Below are 24,141 nucleotides of genomic sequence, written 5' to 3' on the forward strand. Positions count from 1 at the left end.
GATGAAGCCTATGTCCTGCCAGGCCCTTCAGAACCGCCGCCCCAGGGCGACCTCCATCCGCTCGGGCCATCCCCAGACGGCGTCGTAGCGACCACGGTCCCACCGTCCGACCCGCACCCTCAGGAAGGAGCCGGCGGCCAGCGACGGCTCGGCCTCCAGGAAGAGGTGCCGGTCCGGCGCCCTCTCGGACCGGGCCTTCCACACCAGCCGCCACGAGGCCCCCGCCGCCACCCGCCGGAGCTCCAACCGGTAGGTCCCACCGTCCGACGCGTCGGCGCCGGCGCGGAGCTCCGCCCCGCCGGGCAGGCGAACCAAGACCGTCAACCGGGCCGGCCTGGCCCCGCCGCTCGCTTCCACCTCCCAGGCTCCCGCGCGCCTGATGGCCAAGCGGCCGCGCACCCAGGCCTCCTCCTCGCCCGCGGTCCTGCGGCTCAGGGCGTCGATCCCGGCCGTCCACGTGAGGCCCGCCAGGCCCGTGCGGCCCTCCACCTGGGCGCGGGCCTCCGCCCCGCCCTGGGCCGGCCGGGCGTGGCAGAGCTCCACGTCCAGCCGGCGCCGGCCTGGGAAGGTCAGGTGGGCCTCCGCCCAGCCCCCCGCGGCCCCGGCGGGAAAGGCCTCTTCCCGCGCGGCCAGGGAGCGGAAGCCCGGATCGGTCTGGAAGAGCCCCGCCTCCAGCCGGAGGGGAGCCGAAGGGCGCCAGGGCAGGGTGCGGAGGCGCAGGAGCCCTGCCCACGCCTCCTGGGGCTGGCCGGGCTCCGCCGTGGAGGCCCCTGCAGGCTGGGCGAGGGCCACCTCGGCCCCCACCTCCGCCTCCCCGGCAGGGAGGTAACCCTCCAGGGCGACGAGCTGCTGGAGCAGCGCGCCGCCACCGCCCGCGGCCTCCCTGTCGCCGTCGGGCCAGGGGAGCATGCCCTGCTGCAGGCGGAAGAAGGTGAGCGCCCCGTGAGCGGCGCCCCACCACCGCCGGACCCGCAGGGAGGCCATGTCCCCGTCGGGGCCGGGGTTGTCGATGCGCCGGACCACCTGCGTGCTCAGGTCCCACCGGGTTCCCGCCGCCTCCACGGTGAGGCCGGGTTGGCCCTCGCCGCGCCGGGAGCCCGAGATGAGGGCCATGGGGTCGGCCGAGGAGAGGTGAGGCCGGTCCACCAGGAGCTGCAGCCTCAACGGCGGGCCGTCCAGAACCATCCGCCCCTCCTGCACCGCCGGCACGGGACGCCCCTCCCCCTCGCTTCCGGCCAGCTGGAGCACCGCGTCCGCATCCAACCGCCAGCCGTCCGAACCCGCCGGCCCGGCCGCGGCCAGCTCCAGGAGGCGGGTGGCCGTCCCTCCCACCTCCCACGCTTCCACCCACGCGACCGACCCCTCCCACGGGCCGGACGCCCGGAGAGGGTGGAGCCAGACACCCATGAGGGCCAGCCAACCGAGCATCCCGGCGGCGAGTCGAAGCAGGTGCGCTCGGCCGCGGCTTTGGATCTTCCGTGGGCTCTCGCGGCGTGGGCTCTCGGGCATACGGAATCGCCCCCGTGGATCCGGGCCTGAGCCCGGCGGGAGGCGGTTGGGCGGGGGCAGGTAGCCTCGAAGGTCATGGCAAGGGTGCCTGCCCTTCAACCATAAAGTGGAAACCGCCCGGTGTCAACGGGCCGGAGCGTGGTATCCCGGCCGGTCGGACTCGCCCCGCTGGCGGCGGAAGTTCTCCTCGTTCTTGGCGCGGTAGGCCTCGAAGAGCTCGTCGGGGGTGATACCCAGCTTCAGGCAGGTGGAGAGGAAGAAGTGGAGGAGGTCCACCATCTCCTCGGTGAGCCTCCCGTGATCCAAGGGGCGGGGGTCCTTCCACCACTTGAAGCTGACCTCGTCCAGGATCTCGGCCAGCTCGCTCACCATGGCCAGGACCTCCTTCTGAACCCATGTGGCGGGGTCGAAGGAGAGGTTGCGCCGCCGGGCCACCTCCTCGTCGAAGGCGGCCTGCAGGCGGAAGAGCTCGTCCAGGCGGTCCAAGCGATCCCTCCTCGGGGCGTAGGCCCGCCGGACTGGTTCCAGCGAGCGGCCGGGCGGCTACCTACCGGCGCCGGGGCCTCCGGATCCGGGTCCGGGCGGGACCTCTTCCCTCCAGGCGGACGGCCCACCCGCGCGGGGGGGCGCCCGCCACGGCCATGCCGACCCGCTCCGGCTGGAAGAGCTGTCGGGCCAGGCGGCGCACCTGCCGGAGGTTCACCCGGTTCAGCTCCTCCAGGTACTCTTCCTGCTCCACCACCCGGCCCAGGAGGAGCTCCCCCTGGCCCAGCTGGAACATGCGGTTCACGCTGCCCTCGGAGCCCAGCAGGTACGCGCCCCGAAGCTGCTCCCGGGCCCGCTCGACCTCGGCCCGGTCGACCTCGCCGTGGGAGAGGCGGTCCAGCTCGGCCCGCAGCATCTCGCTCACGGGTTCCAGGTTGGAGGGGCGGCACCCCGCGTAGAGGACGAAGACGCCGGTCTCCGCGAAGCCCGCGTGGTAGGCGTAGGTGGAGTAGACCAGACCCCGCTTCTCCCGCAGCTCCTGGAAGAGGTGGGAGCTTGTGCCGCCGCCCACCAGCGTCTCGAGGACAGCCAGGGCGTACTGGTCGTCGTGCTCCCGCGGCAGGCCCGGAACACCCAGGCAGAGGTGGACCTGTTCCGCCTCGCGCCGGCGGATCACCGTGCCCGGCTCAGGGTTCGCCCGGACAGAGGTGGGCAGGTCGTGCCGCTTGGCGGGCAGCGACGCAAAACGGTGCTCGACCTGCCGGCAGAGCCACTCGTGCTCCACCTGGCCGGCGGCCGCCACCACCAGGTTGTCAGCGGTGTAGCGCTCGGCCATGTAGCGCTCCACCTGGGGTCGTCCCAGGCGGCGCAGGGTGGAGGCCCGGCCAAGCACCCCCCGGCTGAGCCCGTTCAGCCCCAGGGTCGCCTCCAGGATCAGGTCCTGGACCAGCTCCTCCGAGTCGTCCTCGTACATGCTGATCTCGTCCAGCACCACCTGCTTCTCCATCTCGAGGTGCTCCGGATCCAGGAGGGGGGCCGTGAGCATCTGGCCCAGGAGATCCAGGGCCACCTCCAGGCGGTCGCTCGGTACCGTGGCGTGGTAGCAGGTCTCCTCCCGGGTGGTGAACGCGTTGATCTCGCCGCCCGTGGCCTCGATGCGCTCGGAGATCTCCTGCGCGCTGAAGCGCTCGGTCCCCTTGAAGAGGAGGTGCTCCACCAGGTGCGAGATGCCCGCCTCGGTGGGGCGCTCGTGGCGCGAGCCGGTCCCCACCCAGGCCCCGACCGCGGCCGAGCGGACGCCTGGCAGGCGCTCGCTCACCACGCGGACGCCGGAAGGAAGGATGCTTCGTTGAACGCTCATGGAAGGCCCCTTTCGCCGGGGATCGCCTTCCATTATACGGGCTCGCGGGGGCGCCTTCAACCGGTCGCGTTCCCTGGTGCATCCCCCCATCTCCGCCGCACCTTTCCAAGAGGCAGTCTGAGCCCCGCGCCGAAGTGTTGGTCAGACGCAGCCGCGGCGGCCCGACCGCCCGTCCCGCCAACCACCGGACCAGGAGGCTCCCATGTCGACCAACACCCTCTCTCTGGCCATCATCGGACTCCTCGCCCTGGGCGGGCTCCTGGGAGGCGGAAGAGCAGCGCCGCCAGCCGTGCCGCCCTCGTCCCCGCCCGTGGAGGCTCCTGCTGGCGAAGGAAACGTGGTGGAGGTGCGCTCCGACCAGGCATGGGTCCGCGAGGCCCCCGGAAGCACGGAGAAGCTCGCCGTGCTCAGCCGGGGCAGCCGGGTGACCCAGGTAGGGCAGGCGGGGCGCTGGGTCCAGGTCCAGCTCCCCGACGGCCGGGAAGGCTGGCTCTCGGGGATGATGGTGGGCGTTCCCTCCCTGAACGAGCGCGAGGGTCGCCGGGAGGTGTGGGGCTACTACGTCGAGGGGCCCTCCCTCTCCTCCTGGTCCTCCTTCGAGGTCAACGCGGACCGCCTCTCCGCCGTGGTTCCGTGGAGCTTCACCGTCGACGGGCAGGGGCGGCTGGCCGTGGCCGACGGCCTCAGCGAGGCCGAGCTGGCCCGCGTCCTCCAGCGGGCAGGCGCCACCGGCCTGGGGACCCACCTTCTGGTCCAGAACTACCGGAACGGGCGCTTCGACGACCAGATCGTCCACGACCTGCTGCGCGACCCGCAGGCCAGGGAGCGGGCGGCCGAGGCGATGGTGGCCCAGGCCAAGGCGTGGGGGGCGCAAGGGATCCACCTGGACCTGGAGAACGTGCCGCCGCTGGACCGTCCCTTCTTGACCGCCTTCGTGGCCGAGCTCTCCCAGAGCCTCCGCGGCCAGGGGTTGGAGCTCTCCATGGCCCTCCCCGCCAAGACCGAAGACCGCCCCAGCCACGCGTGGTCGGGCGCCTTCGACTACCCCGCCCTCGCCCCGAACCTGGACCGGGCCGTGCTGATGACCTACGATCAGCACCACCGCACGGGCTCGCCCGGGCCCATCGCCTCGGCCCCCTGGGTGGAGGAGGTGGTCCAGTACGCGCTCTCGGCCGGGTTCGCTCCCGACAAGGTCCTCCTGGGGCTGGCCGGGTACGGCTACGACTGGCCCCGCGCGGGCACGGCCCGAGTGCTCACCCACGCTCAGGTGCTCGCCCTCCTGGACGAGGAACGCCGCCGCTCCCCCGGCGTCTCCCTCCACTGGGATTCGAGTGCCAAGACGCCCTACTTCGCCTACGGCTCGGGCAACCAGGTCTGGTTCGAGGACCAGCAGAGCCTGGGCTACAAGCTGCGGATCGCGGACCGCTACGGTCTAGGCGGCGTGGCCCTCTGGCGCCTGGGGCAGGAGGATGCGGGAAGCTGGAGCCTCCTGACCGGGGGATGAGGCCGGGGGATCCGGGCCGGCCGCTCACGCCCGGGGCTCGACAGGTGCAGCCTCCTTCGGCTCCTTCAAGCTCCCCTGCTCGATGAGCTGTCCCACGGGGACCACTGCCAGGCCCTTCTCGCGGATGGCCGCCAGGATCTCAGGAAGCGCGGCCAGCGTCGGCTCGGTGGGGTGCATGAGCACGATGGCTCCCGCCGCCAGCCGGGGTACCACCCGCTGCACGATGCGGGCCGGCGCTGGCCGTTGCCAGTCGATGGTGTCGATGGTCCACATGACCGTCCAGTATCCCAGGTCCGAGGCGACCCGGGCCACCCGGTCGTCCACCTCGCCGTAGGGTGGGGCGAAGAGGCGGGGCTGCTCCCCCGCAAGGGAGGCGATCAGCTCCTCGTTCTGCCGGATCAGGCGGGCCAGGTCGCCGTCGGCCAAGGCCCGGGGGTGGTCGTGGGTGAACCCGTGGTTGCCCACCTCGTGCCCGTCGGCCGCCATCCGGCGCACCAGCCCGGGGGAGTGCGAGGCCCACCGGCCCGTGGGGAAGAAGGTGACCCGAACCCCTTCCCGCTTGAAGAGGTCGAGCATCTGCGGGAGCACCTCGTCGCCCCAGTCCACGTTCACCGCCAGCGCGACCCACGGCTCCCGGGTGGGCACCCGGTAGACGGCCCGGTCCGGGCGGAGCGGCTCCAGCGGTGCGAGCACCCCCAGGCTCCCCCACCCCGGCTCCAGCGTGGCTCCGTACCACGCCGCGACCACCACCAGGGCCGCTGCGACCAGGAGCGACCCGTCCACGAGACGATCGAGACGAACGGCCCAGAAGCGGACCCGGCGCCGCCTCATCGGGATCCTCCTTCCCCCGGAGGCTTGGAGGTGCGAGGAGCACCCGGTGCCGGCTCGGGCCGCGGCGGGGGTTCGGGCAGGGCCCTCTGCACCCCCGAGTGCCCTTCGATGGTGTAGTTCCGGCGGTAGATCAGCTCCGAGACGGGCACGATCCGGTATCCCCGCTTCTGGATCTCGGGGATCAGCCGTTCGATCGCCTCGGGGGTGTGGCGGCCCGCGTTGTGGAAGAGGATGATGTCTCCCGGCCCCAGCCGACTCAGCGCCCGCTGGATCATGGCGTCGGCTGAAAGGTCCTTCCAATCCAGGGAGTCGATGGACCACTGGACGGGGTAGAGCCCCATCTCCTGCGAGACCCGGACCAGCTGGTCGTCGTACTCGCCGAAGGGCGGCCGGAAGAGCACGGGCTTCTGCCCCGTCAGCCGCTCGATCATCGCTCCGTTGCGCTCCAGGTCCTCGCGGACCTCGTACTCGCTCATGGAGGCCATGTGGCCGTGCGCGTAGCTGTGGTTGCCGATCTCGTGGCCCGCCTCGGCGATCTTCCGGACGTACTCGGGGTACTCTTCGACCCAGTTGCCTGCCAGGAAGAAGGTGGTCCTCACCCCGTAGCGGCTCAGGATCTCCAGGAGGCGGTCGGTGTTCTCGGTCCCCCAGGTGGCGTCGAAGGAGAGAGCCACCCAGGGCTCCTTGCGGTCCACCTTGTAGATGGGCACCAGCCGTGCGAAGAGGAGCCGGCTGGTGGCGGTCCAGACCGGCTCCGCCCCGAAGTGGACGAGGCTGGATCCTGCCAGCACCAGCCCCAGGAGCGCGAGGAGGGCCCACCTCCGCCGCAGCACGACGACCATGCTCGCTCCCCCCGTCCGGCTCTCGGGTGGAGCCTATTCGGGGGAAAGCGGCGCTAGAAGGTCCTGGGGAGCGGGGACGGGCCCGGGGAGGCGGTCCTACCGGGTGAAGACGTGGTTGCCGATCTTCCGCACGACGGGGCGTCCGGCCCAGAAAGATGGGTTCCGGGTGAGGCGGGGGTTGTAGAAGAAGAGCGCCCCCATGCTGGGATCGCTGCCGCCCAGGGCCAGGTCGACGGCCTGGTAGATGTTCGGCGGGATCTGCGCCGAGGCGCTGTACCGGTGGGTGTCCAGGGGTTGGAACTGGCCTGGCTGGAAGACCACGCCTCGGATGCTGTCGGGGAAGTCGGGGTGGCGGACCCGGTTGAGGACCACCGCGGCCACGGCCACCTGCCCCTCGAAGGGCTCGCCCCGGGCCTCCCAGTAGACCAGCCAGGCCAGCAGGTGGCGATCGGCCGCGGTCGCGTGGACGGGCGCCGTGGGGCGCGCCCGCTCCAGGCCTGGGCCACGCGCCTGGCCGTCGCCGCCGCCTGCGACGGTCTGGATGAGGATGAGGGCCAGCAAGGCCCACCAGAGGTGCTCAGGTTTCATCGCGCCCACGCTCCACGTCCAGGCTCAGCATCAGCCGGCCACCTCACGAGGGCCTTCAGCCAGCCAGCGCCGCACCGCCTCGGAGATCGCCTGCCGGCCGCCCCGCACGAGGCTCGCCGGGGGCAGCGACGCGAGGACCGTCTGGCCGTACCGGCGCCGGGTGACGCGCCCGTCCAGCACCACCACCGCCCCCCGGTCGGTTCGGTGGCGGATGAGGCGGCCAAAGCCCTGCTTCAGCCGGAGGACCATCTCGGGAAGCTGGTAGGCCGCGAAGGCGTCCCGTCCCAGGCGCCGGAGCCGCTCGATGCGCGCCGCCACCACCGGCTCGGTGGGTACCGCGAAGGGAAGACGGGCGATCACCACCAGCTCCAGGGCCTGCCCCGGCAGGTCCACGCCTTCCCAGAAGCTCGCGGTGGCCAGGCAGACGGCACCCGGTTCGGAGCGCAACCGGTCCAGGAGCTGGCTGCGGGGCAGGTCGCCCTGGCGCATGAGGCCGCGGTCGGCCGGCAGCCGCCCCTCCAGCGCCCGCCCGGCCTCCTCGAGCATCTGGTAGGAGGTGAAGAGCACCAGGGTGCCCCCCGACACCGCCGGCACCAGGAGCTCCAGTGTCTCCGCCACGGCGTCGGCGAAACCTGGCACGCCCGGCTCGGGCAGGTCCTCGGCCACGGCCAGGAGCGCCTGGGCGGCGTAATCGAAGGGCGACTCGATCACCTCCTCAAGCAGGCGCCCATCCTGGCGGCACTCCTCCAGCCCCAGGCGCTCCACCAGGTAGTCGAAGCGCCCGTCCACGGTGAGGGTGGCCGAGGTGGCCACCACCCCCGCAAGCTGGTCGAAGAGGGCCCTTTGCAGGAGCGGGCCCACCTCCACGGGAGCGGAGCGGAGCTTCACCCCGGCCCGGCCGCCCTCCAGCCAGTGCACCTCGTCGGGACCCTCCGCCTGAAGGATCGCCTCCAGGTCCTCCGCCTGCCGGCGGAGGGCCAGGTCCACCCCTTCCAGCTCGGCCAGCACCGCCCGGCCTCGCTCCTCCCGGGCCGGGGCGAATCCCTTCAGGTCCGCCCGGAACCGGTCCAGGAGGCCGGCCAGGGCAGTCCAGTCCCCCGCCGCCTCCCGGGCCAGCCGCTCGAGCCGCTCGGGAAGCTCTCCCGGGCGGATCACCCGCAGGCCGTCGGCCCGGGCAGCCCAGGCGGCCAGGCCGTCGAAGAGGGCCTCGGCCTGCTCGCCCGCCCGGCGGGTAGCGGGCAGGATCTGCCAGTCCAGCAGCTCCAGGAGCTCCTTGGCCTCACGGTCTGCCGCCTCGCCGGCCAGCAGCCGTGCGGTGGCCAGGAGGCCGCCCCGGTTGCCCCGGCTCCGGTGCAGCCGGTGCAGGAGGCGCTCCACCCCGCGCCGGGTGAGCTGGCGCCCCAGGTGGGCGCTGGCCGTCTCCTCCAGGTGGTGGGCCTCGTCCAGGATCACACAGCCGTAGACGGGCAGCACCGCCCGATCGGACTCCCACCCCACCGCCTGCCTCACCACCGCATCGGCCAGGAGCAGGTGGTGGTTGACCACCAGGAGCTGCGCGCCTTCCATCTTCCGCCGGGCCTGGAAGAAGTGGCATCGCTGGAAGAGGGGGCAGTCGGCCCGCAGGCAGGCGTCGGGGTCGGCCGAGACCTCCTCCCAGAGCTCCGCGGTGGGCTCGAAGGGGAGCTCCGAACGGCTCCCCTCATCGACCTCATCGGCCCACGCGGCCAGGGCCTGAAGCTCGTCCTCGGTCTCCTCGTCCTGCTCCTCGGGGCGGCTGCGGATCCGCTCGAGCCTGAGCAGGCAAAGGTAGTTGGCCCACCCCTTCACCAGGGCGTGGGTGAACGAGAAGGGCAGGACCTCTTGCAGCGACGGGAGGTCCTTGGAGACCAGCTGCTCCTGCAGGGGGATGGTCTGGGTGGAGACCACCACCCGCTCGCCGGTGGCGTGAGCGTAGAAGAGGGCGGGAACCAGGTAGGCCAACGACTTCCCCGTTCCGGTCCCCGCCTCGATGAGGGCCACCGCAGCCGGCGGGCCGGCGCTGCCCTCGAGCACCAGGGCCACCTGGCGGGCCATGCGGGCCTGCTGGGGTCGCCACTCGTACTGCGGGAGCGCACGGGCGAGCGGACCGTCGGCCCGGAAGAAGTCTTCCGCCTCCCGCACCCATCCCACCGGCCGGCCTCCTCCACCTTCGATGCTGGATCACTTCGACGCCCCCCCTCCCTCCCCTTCCGGGCCCGTCTCCAACCGCCCCAGCCGGTCCAGCCACCGCAGCAGGGGGGAGCCTTCGATCCGCTCCGAGAGCGAGGCCCGCTCGGTGTAGAGGTGAAGGCCGACCAGCGCCGCCAGCAGCAGCACCCACGCCCCCGGGGGCAGGGCGCGCCAGGCCACCCAGCCCGCCAGGGCGCCGAGGGCATTGGCCCCCGCGTCCCCCAGGACCCCCTCTTCCCGCAGGTCCCACCCCAAGATCCCCAGCGCGGCTGCCGCGCCCGGCAGGGTGGGCAACGCCGAACGCGGGTCGGCAACGAAGGCCACGGCCAGGAGCAGGAGCGCGACCTTGAGGGCCCGGCCCGGCCGCACGTCCAGCAGGTTGACGGCGTTCGCCGTCAGGGCCAGGAGAACGGCTCCGGCAAGCAGCGCGAACGCCCCCGGCGCAGCGCCCGTCCAGGAACCGGATGCCGCGGCCAGCAACGCACCGGCACCCAGCAGGAAGACCTTCAGGGCACCCGTGGTGAGCCGCCCCTCCGCGAGGGCCCGGCCGTGCCCCCGCAGGCCCCGGCTGCTCCCGTCGCCCAGGAGGTCGTCGATCCAGCCCACCAGGGCCGCCCACAGGATCCAGGCGGCCAGGGCCACCCCGGTGCCCGTGGCCGCCGCGGCCCGGCCCGGAAGGGCTCCCGCCCCAGGAGAGCTCCAGGGCAGCGCCACGAGCGCCCCCACCGCCCAGAGGGCCGCCGCGGCCGCGAGCGCCCAGGCGACGCCCAGCCCCAAGGGCACCCAGCGGCCGCGGTAGTTGGTGACCCCCAGGTGGCGCTCCCGGCTCCAGCCGAGGATCGCCCGGCCCAGGAGCCGGCTCCCGGCCCAGGCCGCGGCCGCCGCGAGGAGCCAAGGCCATGCCATCGCCCTACCCCCTCCCTAGCCGCGCCGCCAGAACCCGAAGGATGGCCGCCAGCTGCCGGCCCCGGTGGAGGAAGCCCGCCAGGTCCCGCCCTGTGGCCCGGTGCCGGAGGGGGATGGCGACCTCCACCACCCGGAAGCCCGCGCGCAGGGCGTCCACCGTCAGGCCCACCTCCACCCCGAACCCGGAGGCCAGGGGGGCCACCCGCTCCAGCACGGCCCGCCGCACCGCCCTCTGGCCCGACAGGGGCGCCCCGGCGACGAACCCCGTCAGGCGGCGGATCCCCCAGCGCGCCACCCCGCTGGCCAGGCCGAAGCCCCCACCCCCGCCGCTGAACGCGGCCACGGCCACGTCGGCCTGGCCGCCTGCCACCGCCTCCACCAGCGGCCAGAGCCGGGCTGCGGTCTCCTCCAGGTCCGCGTCCAGGAAGAGGACGATGCCGGACTCCGTGGCGCGCCACCCCGCCTCCATGGCTTGGCCCTTTCCGTGGCTCCCCGCCCACCGCACCACCCGCGCGCCGGCCTGCGCAGCCACGTCAGCCGTCCCATCGGTGGAGCCGTCGTCGACCACCACCACCTCCTCCAGGGGCAGGGAGGCCAGGGCGGCCAGGGTGGACCCCAAGCAAGGCTCCTCGTTCCGGGCCGGCACCACCCCCGCGACCCGCGCCGGACCGCTGTCTCGATCTCCCGCGGTCACGGCAGCCGGGGGCCTTCCGAGGCCCACCCGTAGCGACCGGGGCGCCGGGCCGCCAGCCCCAGGACCACCGCCACCGCGGCCACGGGGTGGTCCAGTGGGCCCACGGCGGCCCACCCGTCAGGCAAGGGGAGCTCCCGGTCCGGGAAGCGGTCGGGCAGGGCCAGCAGCGGGAAGGCTGCGGCCGGCGCCGTCGCGGGCAGGAGGGCCGTGGGGGTCAGGCCCTCCCCCTGGAACCCGGTTCCGGCCACCACCACCAGCGCGTCGACCTCGGCCGCCCCCCGGGAGCCCCGGCCGGCCGCCTGCGGGCTTTGGTCTTCGCCCGGGGCCGGGCGTGCGGCAGGGTCCGGCGCCGCGGCCGGGCGGCCCCAGGGGAGGCTCACCACCCGGGCGCCTGAAAGGCGCAGGACCTCCAGCAGCCCGGCCGGCGCCCGGTGATCCGGGGCGGTCACCACCCCCACCGTGCGGCCTTCCAGCCGTCCCTTCACCAGAAGAGGAAGGACCTCGGCGCCGAAGGCCCGCCACCCCGCCGCCTCCTGCGTCAGCCGCGCCTCGCGCTCCAGCAACGCATGCTGGGCCTCGCGGCTCGCGTTCAGCTCGTCTTCGATCCGGTCCAACGCCGCCTGCTGGCGCTGGATCCACGCGTCGTCCCCGCCCAACCCCAGCCCGATCACCATGCCCAGCGCCAGCGCCAAAAAGACGGCTCCGAGCGAGGCCAGGTGGCTTCGCCACTCCACCACACAGCCGCCTCCTCAGGCCCTCACCATCCCGCCCAGATCCTGAGCTGCAGCCAGACCAGCCGTACCGCCTCCCGCACGGGCGGGGCCAGGAGCACCACCACCAGCAGGGGGAGCAGGGCTGCGGCCATCAGCCCCACCCAGTAGGATGCGCGGGGGCGGGCCTGGTAAAGCCGGCTTACCCCCCGGGCGTCCACCAGCCGGGGGCCCAGCTTGGTACGGACCAGCAAGGTGCTCGCCATGCCGCTCCGGCCCTTCTCCAGGAAGTCGATGAGGTTCGAGTGCGAGCCGACGGCCACGATCAGCTCGGCACCCTCCTGGTGGGCGAGCATCATGGCCAGGTCTTCGCTGGTGCCCACCATGGGCACCACGTGGGCCGCCCGGCCCGCCGCCAGGACCCGGTCGAGCCCCGGTGCCCGCCCGTCCGCGTAGGCGTGCACCACCAGCTCCGCGCCGCAGGTGAGGGCCCGGTCCGAGACCGAGTCGAAGTCGCCCACGATCAGGTCCGGGGTGATGCCTTCCTCCAAGAGCGCGTCGGCCCCGCCGTCCACGGCCAGGGTCACGGGGCGCACCTCCGCCAGGTAGGGGCGAATGGCTCGCAGGTCGTCCCGGAACCCGCGCCCCCGGACCACCACCAGCGCGTGGCGGCCGTGCAGTCGGGTCCGCAGGGGCGGGTGGGCCAGCGGCCTGAGAACGGCATCCTGCTCCCGCAGGGCATATTGTAAGGTATTTTCGATGAATTTACGCAACTCTTCGTCCAGGTGGGCCTGCCCCTGGTTCCACCGGGCCTCCAGCGACGCCTGGGAGACCGGCACCGCCGCGCCCCGCCATCCCGTCGCGCTGCGAAGGGTGCCTCCCTCCACCCGGAGCACGTCCCCTTCGCGCACGGCGTCCAGCACGTCGGGCCCCGCCTCTTCCAGGAGGGGAAGACCCGCCTCCCAGAGCAACCACGGGCCCTGCGCCGGAAACCGGCCCGTAAGGAAGGAGCTCGCGTTCACCACGGCCGCGGGCCGGCACCGCACCAGGGCCTCCGCGGCCAGCCCGTCCATGTCCGGGTGGTCGACCACCGCGATCTCCCCAGGATGGAGGCGCTCCACCAGGTGCTTGGTCACCCGGTCCACCCGGGCGATCCCTTCCGCGACGGGGACGTCGGCCACCGTTCCGCCGGGCCGGGTGACCATCAGGCACCCAGCCCCCGGCCGTTACGTGCCGCCAGGGAGACCTCGTCGGCCATGCGGGCGATGAAGGAAGAGTTGGTCGGCTTGCCGGTGCGCATGTCCACCGCATAGGTGAAGATCTCGTTCAGCCGCGGCAGGTTGCCCCGGGTCCAGGTGGCCTCGATGGCGTGCCGGATGGCCCGTTCCACCTTGTCGGCGGTGGTGCCGAAGCGGCGGGCCACGTTGGGATAGAGGCCCTTGGTGACCCGCGAGAGGAGCTCGGGCTGCTCGCTCACCTGCATGATCGCCTCCCGCAGGTAGAGGTATCCCTTGTAGTGGGCGGGCACCCCCAGGTCGCTCATCATGCGGGCGACGTGCTCCTCCAGGCGCGGGTCCCGCACCCGGCGGGGCACGGGATCGGGGCGACGTACCGCCTCCCGGATCCGCTGCAGCAGAATGCCCATCTCCATGGGCTTCATGCAGTAGTAGTGGGCGCCCAGACCCATGGCGCGCTCGATCAGATCCTCCTGACCGAACGCGCTCACCACCACGACCTTGATCTTCCCCGTGGCCCCGTCCCCGTCGCGCCGGAGCTGCTCCAGCACCCCGAAGCCATCCAGGTGGGGCATCACCAGGTCGAGGACGAGCACGTCGGGCTGCCAGACGGGCAGGAAGGCCAGCGCGCTGCGCCCGTCCTCGACCGCCCCGGCCCACTCCATGTCGGGCTCGCCCTCGATGCCGCGCTGCAAGAGGCGGCTGAAGTGGGCGTTGTCATCGGCCACCATCACCCGGATCGCCACCCCCCGGCCTCCCTTCCCGCGTGCGCGCGATGGTTGCAGGGCCGTCCCTGGCCCAGTCTACCGAATTCTCCTTCACGACGCCTTCCTCCTTTCACCGGGCGCACCCTGTCGAGCCTCGGGCGTGGGCAGCGCGCCGTCGAGCCCTGTTTCGTAGACCATCCACTCGGCCAGGATCCCGAACCCCCGTCGGGGGTCGTTGACGAAGACGTGGGTGAGCGCCCCCACCAGGCGGCCCCCCTGCAGGATGGGGCTCCCCGACATCCCCTGGACGATGCCGTCGGTCCGGGCCAGGAGGCGGGGATCGGTGATCTCCAGCACCAGGCCCCGATCGCTGGGCGCCCGCTGGCCGCGCACTTCCAGGATCTCCACCTCGAAGGTCTCCACCCGCTGATCGTCCAGGACCGTGAGCATCTGGGCGGGGCCGGGGCGCACCTCCTGGGCCAGCGCGACGGGAACGGGCCGGTTCACGGCCCCCGGCGGCGGCTCGCGCAGCAGCCGGCCGTAGATCCCGAAAGGTGTGTTCTTCTCGATGACCCCCAGGGACCCGCCGCTGTCCAGCACGCCCACCTTCTCGCCCGGCTCGCCGCTGAGGCTGGGACGCAGACCCTCCACCCGGGCTGCGACGATCTGCCCGTCGTGGAGGGTCACGGGCCGTTCCTGGGTGTCCGTCACCTGGTGCCCCAGGGCGGCGAAGAGGTCCCGCTCGGGGTCGAAGAAGGTGAGGGTCCCCACCCCGGCCGTTGCCTCCTGGAGGACGATGCCCAGGAGATAAAGCTCCTGATCGCCCTCCTGCACGCGGACCGGGCGGACGCGCAGGGTGAGCCGGTCGCTGCCCCGCTCCACCTGCAGGCTCACCTCGCGGCCCGCACGACCGGCCAGGCGGGCGAGGCGCTCCACCTCCGTCGCCCGCTGCACGGGCTGCCCATCCACGGCCAGGAGGCGGTCACCTTCCTGGACGCCCGCCTCGGCGGCGGGGCTCTGCTCGTTCCCCGTCGCGGCCCGGACGCGGATGGTCCGCTCGACCACCAGCCCTCGAGGCGCCGTCACCACCCCGATGGACTGCCCGCCGGGCACCATCTGCACCCGGGGAACCACCGACACCTGCATGGTCCCCAGCGGGACCCACCCCAGGAAGCGGAGCTCGAGACGGCCCTGGCCCAGCGCCTCGCCCTGGAGGCGGAGGCCGCGGACGCTGGGGGATAGCCAGCCCCGGCCCTCCGCGTCGACCCAGCGGTAGAGGAGACCGGCCTGGAGCGGGTACGGCTCCCCGGGAAGGAGCCGCAGGTGGGAAGGCGAGGTTGCGAGGCGGAAGAGTCCTGGAAGGGCCAGGGCGAGCAAGATGAGGGCCAGCAAGGACAGGCTCCGGCCGAGTCGGCGCAAAGGCACCGAGATCCCCCCAGCGGGCGGCCTCCCAGCCTGAGCAGGTGCGGGAACACCTGCTAGACTGCCCGCCGGGCGGGGTTACGGTGTTGGTGACTCGCTGGCGCTCCTGGTCTGCCGGGCCTCCTCCAGAAGCTGGCGGGCGTGTGCCCGGGCGGCCTCGCCGGCCTGCCCGCCCAGCATGCGGGTGAGTTCTTCCACCCGCGCCTCTCCTTCCAAACGGTCCACCCGGACCCGGGTCCGCTCGCCCTCCACGCTCTTGCTCACCCGGTAGTGGGCGTCGGCCAGGGAGGCGATCTGGGGCAGGTGGGTCACGCAGAGGACCTGTTTCGCCCGGGCCAGGCGTTCCAGCCGGTGCCCCACCGCCTGGGCCGTTCGTCCGCCGATGCCGGCGTCGGCCTCGTCGAAGATGAGGGTGGGCGTGGCGTCGGCCTCGGCCAGCGCGCTCTTGAGCCCCAGCAGGATCCGGGAGAGCTCGCCCCCCGAGGCGATCCGGGAGAGCGGCCGCAGCCCCTCGCCGGGGTTGGGTTCGATGAGGAAGAGCACCCGCTCGAAACCGTGGGGGAAGGGGTGCAGCCGGCGGCCGGCCGCCTCCACGCCGTCGGCCGCCTCCTCCAGGCTCAGGTCCACCTGGAAGCGGCAGCGGTCCATCGCGAGCTGGCTCAGCTCGCCGGTGATCCGCTCCTCGAGACGCCGGGCCGCCTGGCGCCGAAGCTCGCCCAAGGCCTCGCCCGCCCCGGCCACCTGGCGCCGAAGGGCCGCGATCTCCTCCTCGAGCGCCGCGCTCGAGCCTTCCTCCCGTTCGAGTTCCTCCAGGCGGCGCCGGGCACGCGCCCCGTACGCCAGGATCTCGGCCGACCCGTCGCCGTACTTCCGGCTCAGGGTACGGACCAGGTGGAGGCGGCTCTCCAGCTCGTCCAGGCGCTGGGGATCCGCCCGCAGGCTCTCCAGGTAGGCGCGCAGCCCGTGGGCCGCCTCCGTGGCCTGCGCCGCCGCCGACTCCACCATGCCCAGCGACTCCTTCAGGGAGGGGTCGGTCTGCGCGGCCTGGCCCAGCTCCCGGGCCGCAGTGGCGAGCTGGTCGGAGGCGGCCGCCTGCTCGCCTCCCTCGTACAGGAGGCTGTAGGCCAGCTGTGCGGCCGTGCGGAGCTGCTCGGCGTGCGCCAGGCGCCGCCGCTCCTCCTCCAGCGCTTCCTCTTCCCCCGCTTCCAGGCTGGCGCCCTCGATCTCCTGGATCTGGAAGGCGAGCATCTCCGCCTCCCGGGCCCGCTCCCGCTCCGACGCGCGCAACGCCTCCAGCCGCCTCACCGCTTCGCTCCAGCGCGCGTACAGGTCCTCGTAGGCTCGCCGGGCGGCCAGGAGCTCCCCGCCGCCGAACTGGTCCAGCAGATCCAGCTGCCGGGCCGGGCTGGCCAGGAAGTGGTGGCTGTTCTGGGTCTGCAGCTCCACCAGCAGGGGCGCCACCCGCTGGAGGGTGGCCAGGGGCGCCAGGTGCCCGTTGAGCCGGCAGCGGTTGGCGGTGCGCCGGCTCAGGTCCCGCCGGACCACCAGGACCTCGTCGTCCTCCAGGAGGCCCTCCTCCGCCAGGAGCGCCCGCGCCTCGGGCCGGCCCGAGAGGTCGAAGGCGGCCTCCAGGAGCGCCTGCTCCGAACCCTCGCGGATCAGGTCGGCCTGGGCCCGCTCACCCAGCAGGGTCGTGATGCTGTCGATGAGGATCGACTTGCCGGCGCCCGTCTCACCCGTGAGCGCGCTGAGACCCCGTCCGAACGCGAGGTCGAGCCGCTCGATGAGCGCCACGTTCCGAAGGTGGAGTTCCAGGAGCACGCGACGGCGCCTCCTTTTCCCGAGGAAGCCTGGGCGCGGTCGGGGTGCGGGGGTGGAGGGGCTACTCGGACCGGAGCGCCTGGAGCTTCTGGAGCACCAGCAACGCCGGCGAGGCCGCGGGGGCCTGACCGTCCCCGGCTGGTTCCCCGGATCGCCGGCCCGCGGGCCGCTCGACCGCCACCAGGAGGATCGTGTCGTCGCCGGCGATGGAGCCCAGGACCTCGGGCCACGCCAGCGCGTCCACCGTGGCCGCCACCCCGTGCGCGGCCCCCGTGGTGGTCTTGATCAGGACCAGGTTGCCGCTGACGTCCATGGAGACCACGAAGTCCCGGAAGGCGCGGCGGGCGCGGTCCAGCCGATCGCCGGCGGGTTCCTGGCGCGACGGCACGTACCGGTACCCGCCTCCTGGAACGGGCTCCTTCACCAGGCCCAGCTCCTTGATGTCCCGGGAGACGGTGGCCTGGGTCGCCTCGATGCCGGCCTGGCGCAGCAGGTCGGCCAGCTCGTCCTGGGTACGGACCTCCCGCTCCCGGATGAGCTGGAGGATGGTTGCCTGGCGCCTGCTCTTCACTCCACCCCACCTCCGCCGGGTCCGAATCACAGTTCGGGGGAGAGGGGTCCAGATCCTTCATCCGGTGGCCGGGTCACCGTCGCGAGGAGGTCCGGGTCCGGGGGTGGGCAGGCGGCGGGGTCGTCCGCCGCCTGAAGCCAGAGGAGGAACTCCCGGTTCCCGGCGGGGCCGAGGAGAGGTGAAGGGACCAGCCCGCGTGCGGCGAAGCCTTCGCCCCGGGCCGCCTCCCACACCTTCTTGAGCACGTCGACGTGCACCTCGGGCGAGCGCACCACGCCACCCTTCCCCACCCGGGTGCGCCCTGCCTCGAACTGGGGCTTCACCAGCACCACCAGGTCGGCGGCGGGCGCGAGGAGGGATCGGAGGCGCCCGAGGAAGAGGGTCACCGAGATGAAGGAGACGTCCACCGTCGCGAGCTCGGCCGCCTCGGGCACCATCGAAGGCTCCAGACGCCGGATGTTGGTCCGCTCGAGCACCACCACCCGGGGGTCCTTCCGCAGCTTCCAGGCCAGCTGCCCGTAGCCCACGTCCACCGCGTACACCCGCCGCGCCCCCCGCTGCAGGAGGCAGTCGGTGAAGCCGCCGGTGGAGGCGCCCACGTCCAGGCAGATCCGCCCTTCCACGGCGAGCCCGAAGCGGTCCAGCGCGTGCTCGAGCTTCTCGCCGCCCCGGCTTACGAAGCGGGGGGGCCGGCCCGCCCAAACCACCTGGGCCCCCCGCGGCACCCGCGCGCCCGGCACGCTCACGGTGCGCCCGTCCACCTGGACCTCACCCGCCATGATCGCCCGCCGCGCCTGCTCCCGGGAGGGAAAGAGGCCTTCCTCCACCAGCCGGCGGTCCAGCCGCCCAGGTCCCTCGCTCATGACGGAGCGTTCTCGGCCCCCTTCCGCCAGGCAGCGGGCGAGACCACCTTCACCAGCCGCCGGGCGGCGTCCGCGATGCCCTCGGCCGACAGCCCCTGCTGGGCCCTGAGGCTCTCCTGGCCGCCGTGCTCCACGAACCGGTCCTCCACCCCCAGGCGCACCACCCGGGCGGCCACCTGCCGGTCCGAAAGAAGCTCCAGCACGGCGCTGCCGAAGCCGCCCATCCGGACCCCCTCTTCCACGGTCACCAGCCGCCCGGTGCGACGGGCCAGGTCCAAGATCCGCCCTTCGTCCAGGGGCTTGACGAACCGGGCGTTGAGGACCGCCGCCTGGATGCCCTCGGCCTCCAGGGCTCCGGCGGCCTCCAGGGCCGGGCCCACCATCGCCCCCAGGGCGATGATGGCCACGTCGGTCCCCGGGCGGAGGAGCTCCGAACGGCCCACCTCCAGGATCCGGGGCTCGCGCTCGAAGTCGAAGGCTTGTCCGTGGGAGAGGGGACAGGCCCCCTTGGGGTAGCGGACGGCTGCCGGGCCCTCCAGGCTCAGGGCCGTGGCCAGCATGTCCTGCAGCTCGGCGCCGTCCTTGGGCGCCATCAGCACCAGGTTGGGGATGCACCGCATGTAGGCCAGGTCGAAGACACCGTGGTGCGTGGGGCCGTCGTCGCCCACGATGCCCGCCCGGTCCAGGGCGAAGGTGACGGGGAGGTTCTGCACGCAGACGTCGTGGATGAGCTGGTCGTAGCCCCGCTGGAGGAAGGTGGAGTAGAGAGCCACCACAGGCCGCAGCCCTGCCGTGCTCATGCCTGCCGCCATGGTGACGGCGTTCTGCTCGGCGATGCCCACGTCGAAGCAGCGGTCGGGGAAGACCTTCTGGAAGGCCGAGAGGCCGGTGCCCGCGGGCATGGCCGCGGTGATGGCGACCACCCGCGGGTCCCGGTGGGCCAGGCCGATGAGGCTGGTGGCGAAGACCTTGGAGTAGGAGGGCGGCTTGGGCCGCTCCACCGCCGCAGCCGGCTCCACCTTCTCCGCCTTCCAGTAAGGTGTGAAGGGGCCCAGGCCGTGGAAGGTGGCGGGATCCTCCTCGGCGGGCCGGTAGCCCCGCCCCTTCTGGGTGACCACGTGGATGAGCACCGGGCCCCCATGGTCCAAGCCGTCCCGCAGGATGTGCTGCAGGGTGGGGATGTCGTGCCCGTCCAGGGGCCCGTAGTAGCTGAAGCCCAGCTCCTCGAAGAGGGTGCCGGGCAGGAGCAGGTGCTTCAGCCCTTCCTTCATGCGGCCGCCCACCCGCAGCATGGGCTCACCCAAACCGGGAATCTGGGAGAGGAGGCGCTCCACGTCCTCCTTGGCGCGCCGGGCACCGGGCGCCAGGCGGAGTTGGGTGAGGTAGCGGGCGATGGCCCCCACGTTGGGTGCGATGGACATCTCGTTGTCGTTCAGGATCACGACCAGGTCGGTTCCCAGGGTTCCGGCGTTGTTGAGCCCCTCGTAGGCCATGCCGCCGGTGAGGGCGCCGTCGCCCACCACCGCCACCACCGCGAACCGCTCGCCCAGGGCATCCCGAGCCAGGGCAATCCCCAGCGCGGCGGAGACGGCCGTGCTGGCGTGACCGGCTCCGAAGGGGTCGTGGGGGCTCTCGCTCCGGCGGGTGAAGCCGCTCAGGCCACCCTCCTGCCGGAGGGTGCGGAACTGCTCCCGCCGCCCCGTGAGCAGCTTGTGGACGTAGGCCTGATGGCCCACGTCCCAGACGATCCGATCCCGCGGGCTGGAGAGGACGGTGTGGAGCGCCAGGGTCAGCTCCACCACCCCCAGGTTGGGGCCCAGGTGGCCCCCCGTCTGGGCGACGGTCTCCACCAACTCCTCCCGGATCTCCGACGCCAGCTCCTTGAGCTGTGCCAGGCTCAAACCCTTCAGGTCCGCCGGACTTCCAATGGTCTCCAGAATGCGGCCCACCGAGTTCCCCTCACTTTCGTTGCCTACGGCTTTGACGCGAGGCCCTCCCGCTCCTACCCTTCCTCCGCCCGTCAGACTCCACACTCGCCCGGCGACCCGTCACCGCTCGCTTCAGAAGCGTCCAGAGGAGCACCGCCCGGCCTGCCTGCAGGAGGATCCGGTCCCAGTGCTGGAGCGCAAACTCCTTCTCCGCCGCCTTCCCCCCGATGGTGAGAGCGGCCGCCACCGCCACCAGGCCCGGCGTGAGCGGGGCCGCCGCCCACTCCGGGTGGACGCGCACCAGCGCGAAGACGATGGTGGTGGCGATGGCCCCTGAGAGGGTGCCGGCCACGTCCCCCACCACGTCCTGCGAGAAGGAGGAGACGTGGTGCGCATTCCTCACCAGGAGGATGGCCTCTGCGGCCCCGGGAACCCGGTCTACGGCCATCGCGTGGAAGGGACCCTCCCGCGCCGAAGCGGCGGCCACCCCGAGCATGTCGAAGAGGACCCCCAGAGCGATCACTGCGAGAAGAAGGATCGCGGCCAGCGCGATGTTCACCCGCTGGAGCAACTCGTTGCTAAGATAGCTCAGGATCAGAGAGAGGACGAACGCACCCGCTCCGACACTCACGAAGCGGCGTAAGGCAGGAGGCAAGAGATCACCGACCCGCGGAAGGATATCGACGAAAAGGCTCGACGGGTGGCAGCACACCGAGTAAACATTGTGGCTTAGGTCCAGCAGGTTTTCCCAACGGCCCTCCGCAGCGTCGCCGCCGTGGCGGTTTCCCCTTTGCGGCCGCTCTGCCGTGTCACCACGAGCAGGGCTGGATTACCACTCAGACCACACCGCAATCCTCGGTGTACCTCCTGGCGGAACAGCCTAGAGGTTTTCCCCTACGGTCACGCTGCATCCTAGCCTCTCTTGCGGGGGAAGTTTCAAGCGGCACCGGTTCGGCTCCCCTTGGCCTTCGGGGACCCGCCTGAACCCGCTCTCCCGCTTCACCCGCTCAAGGCAGGCTACGCTGCACCCAGCGTTCAGTACCACACGCACGTCCCACCGGGATGCAGGTTCGTCACCCAAGCCGTAGTTCCCCGACCGCACAAGCGGTCAGCTCCCCACAGTCTTGGGTCTCCGCGGAGCCAGGGTCATCGCCCACATGCCATTGCAGGCTGCCCCGCCTCCTTAACCCCCAGCCGCAACCCCGGACTGGGCGTCCAAGGCCACCACCAGGGACTTCATCGCTGTGCCCGCGACGGATTTTTAGGCCCGTCTTCAGATGCAGCGCGCCCGACTAGGATACTGCACCACCCGCCGATGCACGCTTCTTCAGAAAGTAGTCTATCAGGATCACCGGACCCGGTCAAGGACCCTCTCCGCCAGGCCCCGCAGGACCTCGGCGTCGAGCCCCTCCAGCAACGGCAGCGCCCGCTCCACCTGTTCCCGGGCCATGTGGCGGGCGGCCTCCACGCCGTAGAGGCGCGGGTAGGTGAGCTTGCGGCGGCCGGCGTCTTTCTGGGCCGCCTTGCCCAGAACCGTGGGGTCGCCCTCCACGTCCAGGAGGTCGTCGACGATCTGGAACGCGTGCCCCAGCTCCTGGCCGAATCGGCCCAGGGCTTCGACCCGGTCGGGGGCGGCCTCCCCCACCCGGGCCCCGAGCCGCAGGGCTGCGCCGAAGAGGGCGCCGGTCTTGCCCGCGTGGATGGTCTGAAGCAGTGCGGGTGTCGGCTCCAGGTGCTCCGCGTCCAGATCGGCGGCCTGGCCGCCCACCAGCCCGCCGCTGCCCGCGGCCTGAGCCAGGTCCCGCACGCAGGCCAGGGCCACCCCCTCAGGGACACCCGCCAGCTCGGGCAGCCGCCCCAAGAGCTCGAAGGCCAGGGTGAGGAGGGCATCGCCCACCAGGATGGCCGTCGCCTCGCCGAAAGCCCTGTGGACCGTGGGCCGCCCCCGTCGAAGGTCGTCGTCGTCCATGGCCGGCAGGTCGTCGTGCACCAGGGAGTAGGCGTGGAGGACCTCCACGGCCCCGGCGGGGACCAGGGCCGTCGCGGGATCGCCCCCCACGGCCTGCGCGGCCGCGAGCACCCCCAGCGCGCGGAGCCGTTTTCCGCCTTCGAGCACGGCGTACCGCATGGCCTCCTGGACCTGCCCCACCGGCGCCTCGCCGGCAGGCAGGAGCCGCTCCAGCTCCGCCTCCACCCGGGGCCGCCACGCGGCCTCGAAGTGGTCAAAGGTCTCCGGCCTCTTCACAGGCGGCCTCCTTCCCCTTCCGCCCCCGCGAGCTGGAAGGGCTCCACCACCGGCCCCCCCTCCCGCTCCAGGAGCTGCTCCAGCCGGGCCTGGGCCTGGTCCAGCCGGCTCTGGCAGATCCGGCTCATGCGGATCCCCTCCTCCAGGAGCCGGAGGGACTCCTCCAGGGAGGGCTCGCCGCCCTCGAGGCGCTCCACCACCGCCTCCAAGCGCCCGTAGGCCTCCTCGAAGGCGATCTCCTCTCCGGGGTCGCTCTCCGGAACGGCGCCCGCCGCCTCCCCTGCGGGCAGGCGCGTCGTCTTCCGCCTACGGGACTCCTTCTCAGCCACGAGCTGCACCTCCGCTCCGACGCGCACTCCCCGAGCGGTCCTCTTCGGGTGCCCGGAATCGCGCCCGTTCTTCCCGCCCGCGCCCGGGCGGCTCCGCACCCTGGGGCAGCGGGTGCTGGACCTCCACCCGGCAGCCCAGCGAACCGTCGCTCACCCGCACGAGCAGGCGGCTCCCCACAGGGGCCTCCCCCACCTGGTGCACCACCCGTCCCTCGGGCGTCGTGGCCACGGCGTAGCCCCGGGCCAAGGTGCCCAGGGGCGAGAGCGTCTCCAGGCGGGCAGCCAGGTGGGCCAAGGCTGAGCGCCGATCGGTCACCCCCCGGCCGAACGCGGCCTCGAGCCGCGCGGTCAGCTCGTCCAGCCGCTGGCGGGACTCCTGGAGCGGCCGTAGAGGCTGGCTCAGCACCCGCGAGCGGGCCAGCAGCCGCAGCCGCTCCCGCCGGGCCCGCAGGCCCTGGGAGACGGCCTGGGTGAGCCTCCGCTCCAGGCGCGCCGCCTGGGAGGCCAGCTCCCGGGCATCGGGAGCGACCAGCTCCGCGGCCGCGGAGGGGGTGGGGGCGCGTACGTCCGCCGCGAAGTCCGCCAAGGTCACGTCGGTCTCGTGACCCACGGCAGAGACGATGGGCACCGGGCTGGCAGCAATGGCCCGAACCACCCGCTCGTCGTTGAAGGCCCAAAGGTCTTCCAGGGAGCCGCCCCCCCGGCCGATGATGATCACGTCCACGTCTCCATGGGCCGCCAGGAGCCCCAGGGCGCGGACCAAGCTGTCGGGGGCCTCCGCGCCCTGCACCAGGGCGGGGGAGAGCAGGATGCTCGCCGCGGGGAAGCGCCGGCGCAGCACCGTGACCACGTCGCGCAGGGCGGCTCCCGCGGGGGAGGTGACCACCCCCACCCGCCGGGGCAGGCGCGGCAACCGTCGTTTCCGAGTCGGGTCGAAGAGCCCTTCCCGCTCCAGCTTCTCCTTCAGCCGCTGGAACTCCGCGTAGAGCTGCCCCTCGCCCGCGGGAACCAGCTCGTCCACGTAGAGCTGATACTGGCCGTTCCGTTCGTAGACGCCGATGGAGCCCAGGGCCAGGGCATCCTGCCCTTCCCGCGGCCGGAAGCGAAGGTGCTGGGCCTGGCCGCGGAACATCACACAGCGGAGCGAGGCCTGGACGTCCTTGAGGGTGAAGTAGAGGTGCCCCGAGGTGTGGAGGGTCACGTTGGAGAGCTCGCCCCGCACCGCTACCCGGCGCAGCCCAGGCTCACCCTCCAGGAGCGCCTTCACCACCCGGGTGAGCTGGCTCACGGTGTAGAAGCCTTGCTGCTCGGGGCCCGCCGACGGCCACGGCCGCGCGGCGAACCCGCCCATGGCCCGCACGGGCCCGCCCCCTCCGGCCGGG

21 protein-coding genes and 1 pseudogene are annotated in these 24,141 nt (G+C 72.9%); 1 reads left to right on the top strand and 21 read right to left on the bottom strand.

All coding sequences use genetic code 11. The features are described 5' to 3' along the window. Nucleotides 1-27: 27 nt before the first annotated feature. The 3 genes from LIP_RS12025 to LIP_RS12035 form a co-directional block, all read right to left on the bottom strand. Nucleotides 28-1,347, bottom strand: coding sequence for a hypothetical protein (locus LIP_RS12025; RefSeq protein ID WP_144440467.1), 1,320 nt, complete (start codon nucleotides 1,345-1,347; stop codon nucleotides 28-30). A 285-nt stretch (nucleotides 1,348-1,632) separates the two neighbouring features. Further along, nucleotides 1,633-1,995, bottom strand: coding sequence for a dUTPase (locus LIP_RS12030; protein WP_068138705.1), 363 nt, complete (start codon nucleotides 1,993-1,995; stop codon nucleotides 1,633-1,635). Between the two features lie 61 nt (nucleotides 1,996-2,056). Beyond that, nucleotides 2,057-3,355, bottom strand: coding sequence for a M16 family metallopeptidase (locus tag LIP_RS12035; protein ID WP_068138708.1), 1,299 nt, complete (start codon nucleotides 3,353-3,355; stop codon nucleotides 2,057-2,059). A gap of 202 nt (nucleotides 3,356-3,557) precedes the next feature. Here LIP_RS12035 and LIP_RS12040 point away from each other — a divergent pair, with 202 nt between their 5' ends. Then, on the top strand, nucleotides 3,558-4,859 hold the full coding sequence (locus LIP_RS12040) for a glycosyl hydrolase family 18 protein (RefSeq protein WP_068138711.1): 1,302 nt from the start codon (nucleotides 3,558-3,560) through the stop codon (nucleotides 4,857-4,859). A gap of 24 nt (nucleotides 4,860-4,883) precedes the next feature. Here the strand turns inward: LIP_RS12040 and LIP_RS12045 are convergent, their stop codons facing one another. From LIP_RS12045 to xseA, 18 genes and pseudogenes are all read right to left on the bottom strand, one after another. Next, complete coding sequence (locus LIP_RS12045) at nucleotides 4,884-5,690, bottom strand: polysaccharide deacetylase family protein (RefSeq protein WP_068138714.1); 807 nt, start codon at nucleotides 5,688-5,690, stop codon at nucleotides 4,884-4,886. Continuing rightward, nucleotides 5,687-6,532 carry a polysaccharide deacetylase family protein gene (locus LIP_RS12050; protein WP_068138716.1) on the bottom strand — a complete coding sequence of 282 codons (846 nt, stop codon included), beginning with the start codon at nucleotides 6,530-6,532 and terminating at the stop codon, nucleotides 5,687-5,689. Before LIP_RS12050 ends, LIP_RS12045 begins: the two co-directional genes overlap by 4 nt. A gap of 96 nt (nucleotides 6,533-6,628) precedes the next feature. After that, a pseudogene (locus tag LIP_RS12055) lies at nucleotides 6,629-6,988 on the bottom strand (cell wall hydrolase); the annotation flags it as partial. Between the two features lie 162 nt (nucleotides 6,989-7,150). Further along, nucleotides 7,151-9,289, bottom strand: coding sequence for an ATP-dependent DNA helicase (locus LIP_RS12060; RefSeq protein WP_068138720.1), 2,139 nt, complete (start codon nucleotides 9,287-9,289; stop codon nucleotides 7,151-7,153). Nucleotides 9,290-9,319: 30 nt separating this feature from the next. Beyond that, the gene (locus LIP_RS12065) at nucleotides 9,320-10,234 is read right to left on the bottom strand and encodes a hypothetical protein (RefSeq protein WP_068138723.1); all 915 of its coding nucleotides are present in this window, start codon (nucleotides 10,232-10,234) and stop codon (nucleotides 9,320-9,322) included. A 4-nt stretch (nucleotides 10,235-10,238) separates the two neighbouring features. Continuing rightward, nucleotides 10,239-10,928 carry a glycosyltransferase family 2 protein gene (locus LIP_RS12070; RefSeq protein WP_068138726.1) on the bottom strand — a complete coding sequence of 230 codons (690 nt, stop codon included), beginning with the start codon at nucleotides 10,926-10,928 and terminating at the stop codon, nucleotides 10,239-10,241. After that, entirely contained in the window at nucleotides 10,925-11,665 is a 741-nt protein-coding gene (locus LIP_RS20070; RefSeq protein WP_068138729.1) for a copper transporter, read from the bottom strand. The genes LIP_RS12070 and LIP_RS20070 overlap by 4 nt, the downstream gene beginning before the upstream one ends. A gap of 20 nt (nucleotides 11,666-11,685) precedes the next feature. Continuing rightward, on the bottom strand, nucleotides 11,686-12,843 hold the full coding sequence (steA, locus tag LIP_RS12080) for a putative cytokinetic ring protein SteA (RefSeq protein ID WP_068138732.1): 1,158 nt from the start codon (nucleotides 12,841-12,843) through the stop codon (nucleotides 11,686-11,688). Continuing rightward, nucleotides 12,843-13,619 (bottom strand): sporulation transcription factor Spo0A, encoded by a 777-nt coding sequence (gene spo0A, locus LIP_RS12085; protein WP_068138736.1) that lies wholly within the window; start codon nucleotides 13,617-13,619, stop codon nucleotides 12,843-12,845. The genes steA and spo0A overlap by 1 nt, the downstream gene beginning before the upstream one ends. A gap of 72 nt (nucleotides 13,620-13,691) precedes the next feature. Then, on the bottom strand, nucleotides 13,692-15,005 hold the full coding sequence (gene spoIVB / locus LIP_RS12090; protein ID WP_158509673.1) for a SpoIVB peptidase: 1,314 nt from the start codon (nucleotides 15,003-15,005) through the stop codon (nucleotides 13,692-13,694). A gap of 75 nt (nucleotides 15,006-15,080) precedes the next feature. After that, a complete protein-coding gene (recN, locus tag LIP_RS12095; protein ID WP_068138742.1) occupies nucleotides 15,081-16,823 on the bottom strand; it encodes a DNA repair protein RecN in 1,743 nt (580 codons plus the stop codon). Nucleotides 16,824-16,884: 61 nt separating this feature from the next. Continuing rightward, nucleotides 16,885-17,394 carry an arginine repressor gene (gene argR / locus LIP_RS12100; RefSeq protein WP_082726272.1) on the bottom strand — a complete coding sequence of 170 codons (510 nt, stop codon included), beginning with the start codon at nucleotides 17,392-17,394 and terminating at the stop codon, nucleotides 16,885-16,887. 26 nt (nucleotides 17,395-17,420) lie between these two features. Next, on the bottom strand, nucleotides 17,421-18,257 hold the full coding sequence (locus tag LIP_RS12105; RefSeq protein WP_082726273.1) for a TlyA family RNA methyltransferase: 837 nt from the start codon (nucleotides 18,255-18,257) through the stop codon (nucleotides 17,421-17,423). Further along, nucleotides 18,254-20,206 (bottom strand): 1-deoxy-D-xylulose-5-phosphate synthase, encoded by a 1,953-nt coding sequence (gene dxs, locus LIP_RS12110; RefSeq protein ID WP_068138745.1) that lies wholly within the window; start codon nucleotides 20,204-20,206, stop codon nucleotides 18,254-18,256. Before dxs ends, LIP_RS12105 begins: the two co-directional genes overlap by 4 nt. Before the next feature lie 10 nt (nucleotides 20,207-20,216). Beyond that, a complete protein-coding gene (locus LIP_RS12115; RefSeq protein ID WP_144440468.1) occupies nucleotides 20,217-20,840 on the bottom strand; it encodes a hypothetical protein in 624 nt (207 codons plus the stop codon). A gap of 693 nt (nucleotides 20,841-21,533) precedes the next feature. Further along, nucleotides 21,534-22,430 carry a polyprenyl synthetase family protein gene (locus LIP_RS12120; RefSeq protein WP_068138750.1) on the bottom strand — a complete coding sequence of 299 codons (897 nt, stop codon included), beginning with the start codon at nucleotides 22,428-22,430 and terminating at the stop codon, nucleotides 21,534-21,536. Continuing rightward, entirely contained in the window at nucleotides 22,427-22,759 is a 333-nt protein-coding gene (gene xseB, locus LIP_RS12125) for an exodeoxyribonuclease VII small subunit (protein ID WP_231699307.1), read from the bottom strand. The genes LIP_RS12120 and xseB overlap by 4 nt, the downstream gene beginning before the upstream one ends. Next, nucleotides 22,752-24,110 (bottom strand): exodeoxyribonuclease VII large subunit, encoded by a 1,359-nt coding sequence (gene xseA, locus LIP_RS12130; protein WP_082726644.1) that lies wholly within the window; start codon nucleotides 24,108-24,110, stop codon nucleotides 22,752-22,754. The genes xseB and xseA overlap by 8 nt, the downstream gene beginning before the upstream one ends. Nucleotides 24,111-24,141: the final 31 nt, after the last annotated feature.

Origin of the sequence: Limnochorda pilosa, assembly GCF_001544015.1 — a bacterium.
Classification (GTDB): Bacteria; Bacillota; Limnochordia; order Limnochordales; family Limnochordaceae; genus Limnochorda; species Limnochorda pilosa.